Annotated in this window: 8 protein-coding genes; 2 read left to right on the top strand and 6 right to left on the bottom strand. The window is 62.6% G+C overall.

Annotation, left to right across the window (positions count from 1 at the left end; all coding sequences use genetic code 11):
- Positions 1-63: 63 nt before the first annotated feature.
- Complete coding sequence (locus CFE428DRAFT_RS38460) at positions 64-4,797, top strand: hypothetical protein (RefSeq protein ID WP_006981146.1); 4,734 nt, start codon at positions 64-66, stop codon at positions 4,795-4,797.
- A gap of 124 nt (positions 4,798-4,921) precedes the next feature.
- On the opposite strand, the gene CFE428DRAFT_RS33975 is transcribed toward CFE428DRAFT_RS38460, so the two are convergent.
- The 6 genes from CFE428DRAFT_RS33975 to CFE428DRAFT_RS18465 form a co-directional block, all read right to left on the bottom strand.
- The gene (locus CFE428DRAFT_RS33975; RefSeq protein WP_006981145.1) at positions 4,922-6,664 is read right to left on the bottom strand and encodes an MbnP family protein; all 1,743 of its coding nucleotides are present in this window, start codon (positions 6,662-6,664) and stop codon (positions 4,922-4,924) included.
- Between the two features lie 8 nt (positions 6,665-6,672).
- The gene (locus tag CFE428DRAFT_RS18485; protein ID WP_157447569.1) at positions 6,673-8,457 is read right to left on the bottom strand and encodes a YHYH protein; all 1,785 of its coding nucleotides are present in this window, start codon (positions 8,455-8,457) and stop codon (positions 6,673-6,675) included.
- Positions 8,458-8,810: 353 nt separating this feature from the next.
- On the bottom strand, positions 8,811-9,395 hold the full coding sequence (locus CFE428DRAFT_RS18480) for an HNH endonuclease (protein ID WP_006981143.1): 585 nt from the start codon (positions 9,393-9,395) through the stop codon (positions 8,811-8,813).
- A gap of 127 nt (positions 9,396-9,522) precedes the next feature.
- A complete protein-coding gene (locus CFE428DRAFT_RS18475; protein ID WP_006981142.1) occupies positions 9,523-10,926 on the bottom strand; it encodes an RtcB family protein in 1,404 nt (467 codons plus the stop codon).
- A 145-nt stretch (positions 10,927-11,071) separates the two neighbouring features.
- The gene (locus CFE428DRAFT_RS18470) at positions 11,072-11,881 is read right to left on the bottom strand and encodes a hypothetical protein (protein WP_006981141.1); all 810 of its coding nucleotides are present in this window, start codon (positions 11,879-11,881) and stop codon (positions 11,072-11,074) included.
- Positions 11,882-12,106: 225 nt separating this feature from the next.
- Positions 12,107-12,883 (bottom strand): nucleotidyltransferase domain-containing protein, encoded by a 777-nt coding sequence (locus tag CFE428DRAFT_RS18465; RefSeq protein ID WP_006981140.1) that lies wholly within the window; start codon positions 12,881-12,883, stop codon positions 12,107-12,109.
- Between the two features lie 162 nt (positions 12,884-13,045).
- Between CFE428DRAFT_RS18465 and CFE428DRAFT_RS18460 the strand changes: the two genes are divergently transcribed.
- Entirely contained in the window at positions 13,046-13,588 is a 543-nt protein-coding gene (locus CFE428DRAFT_RS18460) for a hypothetical protein (protein ID WP_006981139.1), read from the top strand.
- Positions 13,589-13,972: the final 384 nt, after the last annotated feature.

The following is a 13,972-nucleotide window of genomic DNA, read 5'->3' as shown; positions in this document are numbered from 1 at the left end:
GCTCTTAATCCTCTCGCGCGGGAACTGCCGGGACTGCTATACAGACGACGGTTGTTTCCCGTTATGAAAAACGTCCGGTTTGGTTTCCTCGCCACGGCGATATTCGCCATCGGTATTGCGTTCACGTCCCCGAGCCACGCGGCGGCGCCTCCGCCGGATAATGGCGGCCAAATTCCCGACGCCCTCAAGCCGTGGGAAGATTGGGCGCTGTGGGACGTCGCCACTCGCGCCTGTCCCACCCCCTTTTCCGATGCGCACAAGCACCTGTGCTTCTGGCCATCGCGCATCGGCCTGCAGGCCACGCAGACCGGTGCGCAATTCGACATGGTCGTGACCGTCTACAGCGAGACGTGGGTGCCGCTCCCCGGCGGGACCGGCACGTGGCCTGTCGGCGTGAAAGTGAATGACGCTCCGGTGGTTGTCATCGAACACAATTCCAATCCCGCCGTACATTTGAACGCGGGCACTTTTCATCTGGTCGGCGAGTATCATTGGAAGTCGATGCCGCAACGGATCTGCATTCCGCGGGAGATCGGCATCCTCGCCCTGATCATCGATGGCCAGCCGGTGGAATCGCCCTCGTGGGATGAGAACGGCTATCTCCGCCTCCAGGCCAAAGTCGTCACCGAAGAACCGGAGAAATCTTTCCTCTCAATGAAGCTCTACTCGATGGTCGAGGACGGCATTCCGCTGTGGTTGCACACGGAGGTGGAACTCCTCGTCTCGGGCAAAAGCCGCGAAGAAGATCTGGGCATCGTCCTGCCCGAGGGCTGGCGGCTCGGCTCCGTCGAGGGACAGGTCCCAGTGATGGTCGATGAAAAAGGGCGCATGAAGGCCCAGGTGCGGACTGGCAAATGGCTGATCCACGTGGACGCTTTCCGTTTCGATAACCCGCAGGAATTTCATTTCGCCGCGGGAGCCAAACCGGCCGTGGCCGATGAACTGGTCGGCTTCCAGGCGAAACGCGATTTCCGCACGGTGGAAATTACGGGCCTGGCGCTGGTCGATGTTTCGCAAACGACTTTCCCGGAGGCGTGGCGCTCGCTTCCCGTCTATCGCTGGAACACGAGCACACCTTTCCGCATCGAGGAACGCATGCGCGGCATGGGACAGCAGAAACCGGAGCCGCTGCACATCAGTCGCGAATGGTGGCTCGACGACAGCGGACGCGAACTGACCTTCCGCGATGTCATCGACGGCCGACGGCAACAAATCTGGCGCCTCGATGCCGCGCAAGAGGCGGAGCTCGGCTCGGTGAGGAACAGCGGGCAAGGCCAACTCATCACCCGCAATCCGGACAATGGCGCCACCGGCGTGGAAATCCGCACGCGCGATGTTTCTCTCGAAGCCACCGGCCGCATGGCGCGCACCAGTTTGATTCCCGCCTCCGGCTGGCGCGCCGATGCGGATGGCTTGCGCGTCACGCTTCACCTGCCACCGGGATGGCGCCTCTTCGCGCTCTTCGGCGCCGACTGGGTGCGCGGCGACTGGCTCACCGCCTGGTCACTGCTCGATCTGTTTCTTCTGCTCGTCTTCACGCTCGCCGTCTTTCGCTTGTGGGGCCTCGGCGCAGCGGTGCTGGCCTTCGTGGCCCTCGGTCTCTCGTATCATGAGGCCGGCGCACCGCGATATCTGTGGCTCATTCTCCTCGTGCCGCTCGCGCTTCAGCGCGTGGTGCCGGAAGGTTGGGGGCGGCGAATCGTTGGCTGTGGAAAATGGATCATCATCGTCACTTTCCTCCTCGTCTTCGTGCCCTTCCTCGCCCGCCAGGTCGAGCAAGCTCTGTATCCACAGCTCGAGGCCGTCGCGGAATTCCGCGGCACGAGTTGGGGGCATTTCGGCACGTCCCATGACTACGAACAACCCGTCCCAGCCGCTGCGCCCGAGGCAGCCCCAAGCCCGCAAGGAAGCACGGAAGCCATCCGCCATAAGCTGGAGCAGATCGTCATTCCGAAACTCGAATTTCGCGAAGCTTCGATCCGCGAAGCCGTCGATTTCCTCAAACAGAAAAGCGTGGAGCTGGATCAGAGCTCATCGGGCGAACGCGGCGTCAATATCGTCCTGAAACTCGAACCGCCGTATGACAATATGCCCAATGCACCAGCGATTCCGGGCGTGCCTGGCTTGGACGTGCCCGGCCTTCCACCATCACAGATGGGCAATCCGGCAGACGCCCGCATCACTGTCTCGCTGTCGAACATCCCATTTATCGAAGCGCTGAAGTACGTCACCGGGTTGGCCAACTTGAAATACAAAATCGAGCCTAATGGCATCTCGATCACGCCCATGACGGAGAACACCGATGTGCTGATCACGAAAGAGTGGATCGTTCCCCCGGATCTCATTCCAGTTACCTCCTCGATTGTCTCGAAAGGCGCTTATTCGCAGGATGCGACCCGGGGAGGCAAGGGTGTCGCCGACCGTGAGTCGTCGAAGAATTGGTTGATCTCGAATGGCGTTACTTTCAATGGCAATGCCTCCGCGATCTATATCGTTCGGAGCAATCGACTTATCGTTCGCAACACCCAGGATCAACTCGATTTGATCGATAACATCCTTGGTTCCAGCAACGCAGCAGCGGGTTCGGCACAAGGCGCGAATAACTTGAGCTACGACGCCAAGGCGCGCATCCAGACCGGCCCCGGCGTGCCCGAGTGGAAATGGCGCGCCGTGAGCTTCGGCTGGAACGGACCCGTCTCGTCGTCGCAACAAGTTCGCCCGGTGCTGATCTCGCTGGCGATGGAGCGCGTCCTCACCGTCCTGCGCATCGGGCTCCTGCTGCTGCTCGCGGCGGTGTTGTTCGATGTCCGCAAGCTGCGTGCCCCGTCCGTACCCGCCGGCGCAAAGACGGCCGCAGCGGTATTGCTCTTCGCGTTCACCATCGCGCACGGCTCGGCGCAAACTTCGATTCCCGATTCCACCACTCTCGAAAAACTCCGGGAGCGTTTGCTCAAGCCTTCGGATGCCTATCCTCATGCCGCCGATATCCCGTCGGTGACGCTGACGCTCCAGCAAAACAAGGTCACCATGGATGCGGAGATCCACGCCGCCATCCGCACGGCGGTACCGATCCCCGGACGCCTGCCCGCATGGTCACCGATCAATGTCCTCGTCGACGACAAACCCGAGGTCTCGCTGCGGCGCGACGATGGCTTCCTGTGGGTGGTCTTGGAAGCCGGCATCCACCACGTGCATGTCGAAGGCTCACTCGGCAACATCACCGAATGGGAATGGAACTATGTGCTTCTGCCGCGGCAGCTCAAGGTGGACGCGCCTGACTGGAACGTGAGCGGGATCAAAGCCGATGGCGTCCCCGAAGCGCAGGTATTTCTCTCGCGCAAGCAGAAGGTCGTGGCCGCGCAATCCAGTTACGATCAACCGGCGTTGCAAACAGTCGTGAGCGTGGAGCGCGAACTCGAGCTTGGGCTCGTCTGGGAAGTGCACACCGTCGTCAAGCGACTCACGCCCACGGGTCGCGCGACCGAGCTACGCGTCCCGCTCCTACCCGGTGAAAATGTGCTGACCCCCGAGGCCGTGGTGAAAGAAGGGTTCATCGAAATCCGCCTCGGCGCGCGGGATCAATCCTTCGCCTGGGAAAGCGAACTGTCGGTGACCAAGCAACTGAGCCTCGCCACGCGTCCAGACGATACCTGGGTGGAGCATTGGCGCCTCGTCGCCTCGCCGGTCTGGAACGTGACGCTCGCCGGTCTCACTCCCACTTTCGAACAGCCGGATAGCCGCCTCGTCCCGGTGTGGCATCCGTGGCCGGGCGAAAAGGTGGACCTCAGCGTGAGCCGGCCCGAGGCAATCGCCGGCGCAACCATGACCGTGAATCACGCCACGCATGAACTGACCCTCGGCCGGCGTCAGCGCACCGCGAAGTTGAATCTCTCGTTGCGGAGCAGTCTCGGAGAAAATTTCCTCGTCGAGTTGCCGGCGGACGCGGAGGTCACTTCGCTGGTCCACGACGGCAACGCCGTGCCCGTACACAAGGAAGCGGGCAAGCTCGTCATCCCGCTGCATCCCGGCGAACAGAATGTGGCCATCGACTGGAAGCGCGATGTCTCGCTCGGAGCGTCCACGGCCATCGACGACGTGCGCCTGCCAGTGGAAAGCGCGAACGTCTCGAGCACGATTAGCGTGCCCGAGGATCGCTGGGTGCTATGGGCCGGCGGACCGCAACGCGGCCCGGCGGTGCGTTTCTGGGGCATCCTGATCTGCGCACTGCTCGCGGCCCTGGCCCTCGGTCGCATGGCGCGCTCGCCGCTCAAGACCGCGGAGTGGATGCTGCTCGTCATCGGCCTCACGCAAGTCCCCCTGGCCGCCGGACTCGCCGTGGTCGGCTGGCTCTTCTTCGTGACCTGGCGCGGCGGCGAAGGGTTCCAGCGTTTGAGTCGTTACAGCTACAATGTTCTGCAGATCTTCCTCATTCTTCTCACGATCGCCGCGCTCGTTATCCTCATCGCGGCGGTCGGCGAAGGATTGCTCGGTCGTCCGGAGATGTTCATCGCCGGCAATGACTCGACAGCCACCGAGCTGCATTGGTTCAAGGCGCGCAGCGAAGACTCACTCCCGCATTGCCGGTGTCTCTCCGTCTCCATCTGGTGGTATCGCCTCTTCATGCTCATCTGGGCGCTCTGGCTGGCCATGGCGCTCATTCGCTGGCTGCAACGCGGCTGGAAGAACTTTGGCACCGGCGGCTACTTCCACCACAAGCCGAAGAAAGCGCCGGCTCCGAGCACAACTCCCACGACGCCCACGACGCCCAACCCACCACCGCTCCCGGCGCAGAGTTAGGTTGAGACAAGACCCCGTTCTCTAGCGGCAGGACACCGCCCCCCGGGAGGATAGGAAGCATAGGAGATATAGGAGGAATGGGATTCTCATAACTCCTATTCTTCCTATCACTCCTATTCGGTGGTCACCGCTGCTCTTCATCGGTGAGCGTCTTGAGAAACGCCACCAACGCATGGCGATCCGCGGCGCTGAGATGCAGGCCACCGTCAGGATGCTTGGCGAGGTTCGGGTCCAGCGTGGCGCTCCGTTGCACTCCACTGCTGTAATGCTCGATCACTTCATCGAGCGTCGCCAGGCGACCGTCGTGCATGTAAGGCGCGGTGCGGGCGATATTGCGCAGGCTCGGCGTGGCAAACTTCCCGCGGTCGCTCTCCCGCCCGGTCACGCGAAAACGGCCAGGGTCGCTCCCGCTCGGCGCGAGGCCATTGTTGTGAAACTGGTGATCGGTGAAAAGCGGACCGCCGTGGCAATGAAAACAATCCGCTCCGAATTGCTGCGTGCGCGGATCGTATTCGGTCATAAACAGCTCGAACCCGCGCTGTTCGTCTGCACTGAGCGCTCCTTTTCCACGCATCGCGCGATCGAATTTCGAGTCATGCGTCGTGAGCGTGAGCAGATAATTCTCCAGCGCGAGACCGATCTTTTCCGAGGTGATTTCCGGCGAGCCAAACGTCGCCGCGAAGAGCGCGGGATAATCCTCCTTCGCCGCCAATTTCGCGGTGACGCGATCCAACGTCTCGTCCATCTCGGCATGATCTTGAATCGGCATCAACGCTTGCTCGCGGAGCGAGGGCGCACGCCCGTCCCAGAAGAAGCTCGTCTTCCACGCGAGATTGAACAGCGGCATGGCGTTGCGTGTGCCCAGCTGGTTGCGCACCCCCCGGCTCACCTTGCGCGGATCGGCGAACGCGGCGGAGGCCTGATGGCACGAAGCGCAAGAGAGGGTGCCATCCCGGGAGAGCGCCGTTTCGGTGAAAAGCTTCCTGCCCAGCGCCACGCGCTCCTCGAGCAAGGGATTGTCCCGCGGCAGATCGGGCATCGGAAACGTCGCATTCATCGTGAAGCGATAAGGCGTGTACTTCGCCGGCAGGAAAAGCGGACGCACGGGCGACGGTTGCGCAATCTCCGGCGCGGAAGACAGCACCTGCTGCACACGAAAAGCGCCGGGCAGATTCGCCACGAGCGCCGCCGCAATCGGATCACCTTCCCGCGAATGCGTTGCCTCGCCATCCCGGCCAAACGCCAAAGGCCGGGGCGCACTGAGCAGCGCCGCGACATCGAAGTCGAGCAACACGCCGGCATCGTGCGAGAGATCCAGTGGTGCAGTAAGATGAATCCGCGTGCGCTGTGGATCGCGTGCGAGGTGATAAGCAAAGCCTTTCATCTCCCCGTGGCTGTTCCGATACATGCCTTCCATCGCGAGAAAGATGTATCCTCCCTGCCAACTCCAGTGCAGCCCGTTCAGATTCGGGTTCAACGGATCGTCCGGCGCGAAGCGACTCGCCGGCGCCGCATTCGTTCCCGCATCGAGCCCCACATCAAAGCGCAGCGCTCGATACTTCCCTTCGGGCACCGCTTCGAAACGTGTTTCCATGCGCTGCTGGCCGGCATCCATCCACGCGTCCCGGCCGGGAAGTTCCACCCACGTGCCATCCTCGCGCTCCAACGCGAAACCGCTGAGCAAATAGCTCAGGCGCGTAATGGAGAACATCTCGTCCGTCGCATCCTGGTAACGCAGTGAATCGAGGCGCAACGGCTCACCATGGACGACAGGCCGGATTGCCACCTGCAAGGCCGCCGCCGAAGCAATGGCCCGCCCGAAGATGAGCGCAACGATCAACGCAATGGCCTGTCGGCGGAAGCGCATCGGATCGCTCAGTAACCAGTCGAGTCGTACGTCGCGAGACTCAACCGCGTGACCTTGTAGAAGCGTCTCGTGTTCAATCCCCCGCCCGTCTCCGTAGTGGTCGCCGAGCTAATGATTGAACCCACGGTCGGCGCGAGACTGATACTCGGCGTCACGGTGAGTGACAGCGTGGTCCAGTTCGTCAGATCGCTCGACGCACTGACCTGATAATTCCCGCCTTCCACCTCGTTCCAGGTGAGCGTGACATTCGAACTACCCTCGCTGATCGGGGCGTTCGCGTTCCACGTTTCGGTGGTCGACGCCGCGCCCTTGAAATACTGCGTCACCGTCTCGGTGATGGAACTCACCGTCCCACCCGTGGGACTGCCATAGTACCAGCGACTCCCGATGTAAGGATAAACCGGCGTGCCGTCGGCCTGGATCGTCACGAAATAGGCCCACGTGCCATTGGGAAACTCCGGCGTCACACAGTAACGCGCATTGTACATATTCAGGTCGAAGAAGATTCCGCCTGAATTCGTGCGCGAGCCCTGGGTGTAGCCAAGATTGCCGAGGTAATCATAATCTTCCCAATAATGCCCGAGCGTGTAAGTCGTCTGGTTCGGCGCCGTGCCCGTGACATAAGTCGTGCTCGGGCCGTACTGACCGCTGGTCAGCGTGTAGGGCGTGCCGGAAAGCGTACCGGTTTTGCCCTGCGCAAAAGCCGCCCATCCTGGCAAGGTGGTGCGACCGGTGGAGTTCAGGTTGGTCGTTCCGTTGGTCCCGTCGCGCAACTGATAGCCCGACACCATGCGCCGCACGCCGCCAATCGTTACCACCGGCGCGGACGTATAGCCCGAACCTCCGCTGGTCATGGTGACTCCCATCACCACGCCGCCCGAGATCACGGCCGTCCCGGCGGCGCCGGTTCCTCCTCCGCCCGTAAACGCGATCAGCGGGACCGATTGATAAAGCGAACCACCACTGATGATATTCACGCTGGTCACCGAGCCCCCACTGATATTCGCCGTCGCCGTGGCTCCAATGCTGCCGCCGTCATAACCATACGGGCCGTAGACTGGCAGGCCATCCGCGAGCCAGCCGAGAATCGGCGAATGCAGGAAGGTCGTGGTCGCGGTGTTTTCCGCATACTGCTTGGTGCCGCTGTTGTAGGTGACGTTGTCGCCCATGAGATAACGCGTGGCGATGGGATCGACGTGCGAGTGATATTGGCCGCTCTGCGGATTGTGCGAGAACGCATAGTCGAAGGAGACCGCTTCGTTCGGATACGCATCGCGATTCCACACGCCATCCCCCTGGCCGATGCCGGCCACCGGACTCGCGTCCTCGGCGTGCGACACGGAGTAGGAGAAGCCATCCGACATATTGAAGATCGCGATCCCATCGACAAGGAAGCCGATCGCGCCGCCCGCGGTGTGCGTCTTCGTGGTCGGAATCGCCGCCGGAGTCCGTGGAAAGCGGTAGACGGGCGTGAGTCCGCTGGCGCCCTGGTTCTTCGGCAGGTTGGGGTTATTCCAAGGCCCCATGATGTGCGCGCCCAAGCCGGTGTTTTTGAGGTAGACCCAACTCGCCGAGTAATCGATCTCATGCACCCCGCAGTAGGTCGGCGAAGTCTGCCCGGTCCACGTCGTTGCGGAGACGCCGTTGGTGCGATTGGTCGCGCTGGTGTAGATCCGGGCGTATTTGGTGGAGATCTGCGTCTGCCAGGAAGTGAGCAAGGGTTCAGCCTGAACCGATGCGTTGGTGATCAACGCGAGCGCCGTGAGAGGCGGAAAGAAGACGAGGCGATGCATAAGGGTGGTGGATTTGCCCTCCATACTGTCCGCCTCCCTTTAACCAATGATGAAGCGCCAACCGCAAAATTGTAAAGGGATGGTAAAAGATCGTGGCGGTTGTGCGATCCGAACGCCTCTACATTAAACGCAGAGGACGGTGAGAACGCAGAGGGCCGCAGAGGAGGGAGGATGAGGGATTAAAAAATGCGCGATCGGCAACCCCTACTCTTCTCCTAAATCGCGAAGCGCCATTTATTTCATTTTTTCGTCCTTTTCACTTCCTATCCTTTGTTCGGGCTCCGTCAGCGCCTAATATGGGCGCCGGCGGAACTACGCCGCTGCCAGCGGTCGGCAGCGGCGCAATCTCGACTTTATTTATACCGGAGAAAGTGGTCCCAGTCCGCGACACCGTGGTGATTGCGAATGAACACCGAGGCCGGCAACACACGCGGCGCGATCGGGCGCGCGCGCAAACGCAGGCCCGCCTCCTGCGGGAGACGGTCCGCCTTGCGCGTGTTCACTTCGCGGTGGGCGAGCACGCAGTTCTCCCACGTGGTCTTGCCTCCGCGCGAACGCGGCACGACATGGTCGATGTTCCCTTCCTTCGGCGTGAGCTTGCGGCCGGTGTATTGACACACGCCGCCGTCGCGCTCCCAAATCCCTCGTGCGCCGAATCTCGGACGCCGCATCGGCATCCGGGTGTAATTGGCCGCGACCACGACGGTGGGCACGCGCACGAGGCCGCGCCCCGTCTTCACCGCGAGATCATGCTCGCGGATCGGCAGCACGATCCAGTCGCGCCACTTGGTCGGAATGAAGTTGCCCTCGGCGATGTCCAGCGCGGTCGCCGCGTCGGAAGCCATCATGCAGAAAGCCTCCGCCGGCGTCTTGACGTGAATCGCCTGCCAGTGCCGGTTCAGGACCAGGACGGTTGGTTGGTTGAGGATGGAGGACATGGAAAAGTTGATAGTTGAGGGTTGAGAGTAGAGAGCCGCGGGAGCCGCATCGATCGCACCGAGCCGGGCGATCGATGGGCTTCCATTGGATGTTCGATGTTGGGTATTGGATGTTAGCGCGTAGCGCTCAGTCCTCCGCCCGTTCGCCCGCCGGGCACATCTTCACGAGCTTCGGGTCGAAACGGCCGAGCACGTCGACGAGGTCGGTCTGTGCGGCCATCACTTGCGCGATGTCCTTGTAGACGCCCGGCACTTCATCGAGGCCCGCGGAGAGCAGCTCCACGCCGGCGGCGGCGAGTTGCTTTTTCACCGCGCTCCACGTGAAGGACTGCAGGGCCTTCGTACGGCTCATCACGCGGCCTGCGCCGTGCGATGCGCTGAGCAGCGACTCGGGCGAACCCTTGCCGCGCACGACGTAACCCGGCGAAGCCATCGAGCCCGGGATGATCCCGAGCACTCCGGCACCGGCGGGCGTCGCGCCCTTGCGATGCACGATCACTTCGCGCTCTTCGCCGTTCACGACATGGCGCTCCTTCCAGGCGAAGTTGTGGTGGTTCTCGATATCGAGGATCGCATCCGCGCCGAGCTTCTTCGCAATGTGCTTGTGAATGAGCGCGTGGTTCGCCGCGGCGTAGCGGCCCATCAAGTTCATCGCGGCCCAGTATTCCTGGCCATCGGCATCGTCGAGCGAGAGCCAGGCAAGGTGCTTGAGCTCCTTCGGCAGGTGCTCGTGGCGCGCCATGGCGCGCTTGCTGTAAACGTCGCAGACCTGCGCGCCCGTGCCACGTGAACCGGAGTGCGAAAGTAGCGCGACGTGTTCACCCGGCTCGATGCCGAACGCTTCGGCCTGCGCTGCGTCCGCCGTAAACGCGCCGAACTCGACGAAGTGATTTCCGGAACCGCTCGTGCCGAGCTGCGACCACGCCTTGTCGCGCAGTCGCTGCGTCACCGGCGAGACGGTCCAGTCTTCGTCCATCACGTCGTGCTCACGGCGCTGTTTGAAGACACAGCCCATGCCGAAGCGCGTTTCGCTCTCGAGGATATTCGCGAGGCGATCGCGCTGGCCGGCGATGGTGTTGCCCTTGCGGTCGTAGACCGTGAGCTTCATGCGGCACGCGATGTCCACGCCGACGGCGTACGGGATCACCGCGTTGTCCGTGGCGAGCACGCCGCCGATCGGCAGGCCGTAGCCGACGTGCGCATCCGGCATGAGCGCGCCCGCCACCGCAACCGGCAGCGCACACGCATTGGCCATCTGCTTCACCGCTTCGGCTTCGAGGCCTTCTCCCCACTGGCGCCACGGTGCGAGTTCGGCGCGCGGCGTGAAAGGCGGACGATAGATGGCGCGGGCCAGCGGCGCGCGGACATCATCGGCAAAATAGGCCGGTGGATCGGCGACGATGCCAAAGATATCCGCCTCGACCTGGGCGCGATCGAGCCCCTGGGCGAAAAGGCGGCGCATGTGCGAGTTCGCGAGTTGGATCGCGTCGCCCTGCGGCACGCCGAGGCGGAGAAGATCTTGGATATTCATAGTGGTGGATTGGTTGGAAATCGAAAATCGGTTCGCCGCACGTGGGCCCATCGCGGGTGCAGAGCAGCGGTGTTTGTTCTTTTTGTCGCCATACTGCAGCCGGAGAGGGTTGTCACCCTTCCCCGGCTGCGATGATTGCGCTTCCTCAGTCGAGGAAGGCGACGTTCGCCTTTTGGCGCGTCTTGTTTTCGGTGTTCATCCGGACGCGATGCCACTCACGGAGCGTAATGGTCGCGTGGTCCGGGTGACGGACCGTGCCGCGAGCATACACGCCGGCGTCGCGGACGCGACGTTCCCAGCCCCAACGCCTGGCGCTCGGGCGATCGGCGATGAGCTGCTTGTATTCGCGATCGGTGAGGCCATTCGGGTATTCCGAGCACACATGCACCGGTTCGCCGCCGGTGCGGTAAAGCTCGGCCACCCAATGTGGCTTGCTTCCGCCTCCGCGGCTGATCGGTTCGTGGCGGTGGATCATTTTCTTGTCCACGTGGAAGCCCGGCACCGGCACGAAGAACCATTCACCCTGGCGGATGAAGGCACGATTGTGCCGGCGCGTGCGCTGCCCCTGGTTGAGGCGGGCCTCATCGGCCGCCTGGCGCACTTCGGCGGGCAGCAGGGCGAGTTTCGCCTGCGCCACGGACGAAGCGCCACCAGGCACGGCCGCGACAAACCATTCGCGTTCATCGTGTCCGCACAGGAAGCGATCGTTCGCCTCCGGGGTTTTCACGAGAAGCAGGAGATGGCGATCGTGGCGGTCGCACTGGAGCACGTCGATGTCGAGTTGCTCTTCGCGCACCGAGCTGAGCTGCATCTCGAAGAGCTGCCCCTGCTTGTCCGTGACGACATCGATGGCGTAATCCGCCCGGCGAAGACGCCGCGGCAGATTTTCTGGACGAACGATCCGGAAACGCGCGCCCATGTGGACGAACTGTTTCGCGATCGTTTTGGAACTCATAATGAATGAATTGGGTCACGCGCCCGGCTCGGCCGGTGGAAGACCGGAGAGCATCGAGGCGTGGCCCGGGTTATGTTTCAGGAAGAAGCCCCCATGAGGCTTCCCCGTCGGGTGGCAATGGAATGCGGAACTAACATTGGTGTGGATCGGTTGAGGTTTCGGTTTCGGGTGAAAGCGGTGGACACCGCCGGGCGCTGCGATCCCGGCGGTGTCGGTGCCAACGGCTCACGCCGTGAGCGCGTGGCGGCGGAAGAAACGGTTCAGTTCCTCCAGGTCGCCAACGGATTCTTCGGGCTCGGCGAGCGCTTCGAGTCGCGGCAGCTCAGCCGCGATGAATCGCGACAGCGCCTCGACTGGCGGCTCGACGGCGAGCTCCACCGCGGACTGCTTGCGCGCGACGAGAGCGTCGAGCGCGGCGCGCACTTCGGCTTCCTCGAGCACGCCCTCCACGAGTTCCGCGAAGAGCATCGGCACCGGGCCGAGCTGGCGCTCGATCCAGCGGCAGGCGAGGAGCGGCCGGAAGACGTAAAGATACTTCTTCAGGCTCACCTGTTCACGGCCGAGCAGGTAGTGGCGCCAGTTGCCGAAGGCCATGTGCAGGTAGTGCGCGAAGCAACGCCGCGGCGAGTAGAAGCCGGCGGCAAGTTCGCGAAACGCCGCGAAGAACTCCGGGTCGCAGCCATACACGACCGGCGACTGCAGCCACTCGAGCAGCGGCGGGTTGCTCTTGCGCAGGAGGCGCAGGGCTTTGCGCAGTTCCCAACCGCTGACGTCGAGATCCTCGGCGATCGGCAGTTCGATGACGTCGCGCCGCTCTTCGACCGAGAGATACCAGTCGCGCGAGTGGACGTAGAGAAAGCGCACGTCGTAATCGCTGTCGCGCGAGGCAAAACCCCACGCGCGGCTGCCGCTTTCGCATGCGTAGAGGACGCGCACGTTTCGCTCGGCTTCGACACGAGCGAGCGCGTCGCGGACGCGCTGATGGACAAGGTTGTCGGGCATGGGATTTCTCCTTTCTAATTAGGTTGATGGATGGAATTGCGGGATTTGGACGTGTCGTGAAAAGCAGTACGCAGAGAGTTAGCTATAAGCTGACGCTCTGTTACGTCAGATAGGGCAGAGCGGGCGGCGTTGCTGCCCGGCTCATCGAGTTCCCTGTTGTTTATGAAAGCTCTGTTGCCGCCGGTCCTCCTTCTGGCCGCATTCCTTTCTGGCTGCGTATCTGAACCCGACCCCGCCTACGATTTGGTCGCGGTGAATACCCTGGTGCTCAACGACCGGACGAAAGCGGCTGTCGCCGACGGCAATGCCGGGCGCTTGTCGCTGGCGGAGAGCCGTCGTTTCCTGAGGCAATCACGAGCACAAGCGCGCGGCGTCCGGGCGCGGGCCGATCAATGTCACTTGAGTAGGGACGAGTTGAAGATCCTCGATTGGCTCGATGGCGAATACGCCACGCTCTTGCGACGCCCGCGCCCTTTGCGCTCTGCCTCTGCGTTGCGCCTGCAAAACTCGCTCGCCGCCCTTCAGGACCTCCGGCCGGTCCGCATGTATTGGATCCAGGTCAAAGGCACGCCCGACACGAGTAATAATGACACCGATACTTCGGACACGGACAACAACCGGCACCACGATCACGACGGACATGATCACGGAGGGCATGATGGACACGACCATGGAGACAGCGGCGGCGGTCACGGTCACAAGTGATCGATGCGATCGAGATTAGTGACGGTGGGATGGATGGACAAGGAGCCTGTCTCTCAAGGCAGCACCGGGGCCGGAGCGGTCGCTCAATAGGATCCGCAGAGGGACGCCCGATAGCGTGTGGCTATCCGGCAATCGATCCAGCGAAGGAGAGCGGCGGGGCGCGGGCCGGCGTCTCCGCGAACGCGACCGCAGGGACGCGACGAGGAGCAAGCCAAGGAGAAACAGGCCATGTCCCAGACTGATTGGGATGGACATGGATATGGGTGGTTTAGGGTTGGAGGGCCGGCGAAGGCGGTAAACCTGCGCCGGGTGGAAAATCCGTTTGAGAAAAGCCCTAATGTTGGGAAAACTAGCCGGGTTAACCAAAATGCTTATGCCGCGTAC

This window comes from Chthoniobacter flavus Ellin428, assembly GCF_000173075.1.
In the GTDB taxonomy this organism is placed as follows: Bacteria; Verrucomicrobiota; Verrucomicrobiia; order Chthoniobacterales; family Chthoniobacteraceae; genus Chthoniobacter; species Chthoniobacter flavus.
This window is presented reverse-complemented; position numbering and strand designations above follow the sequence as displayed.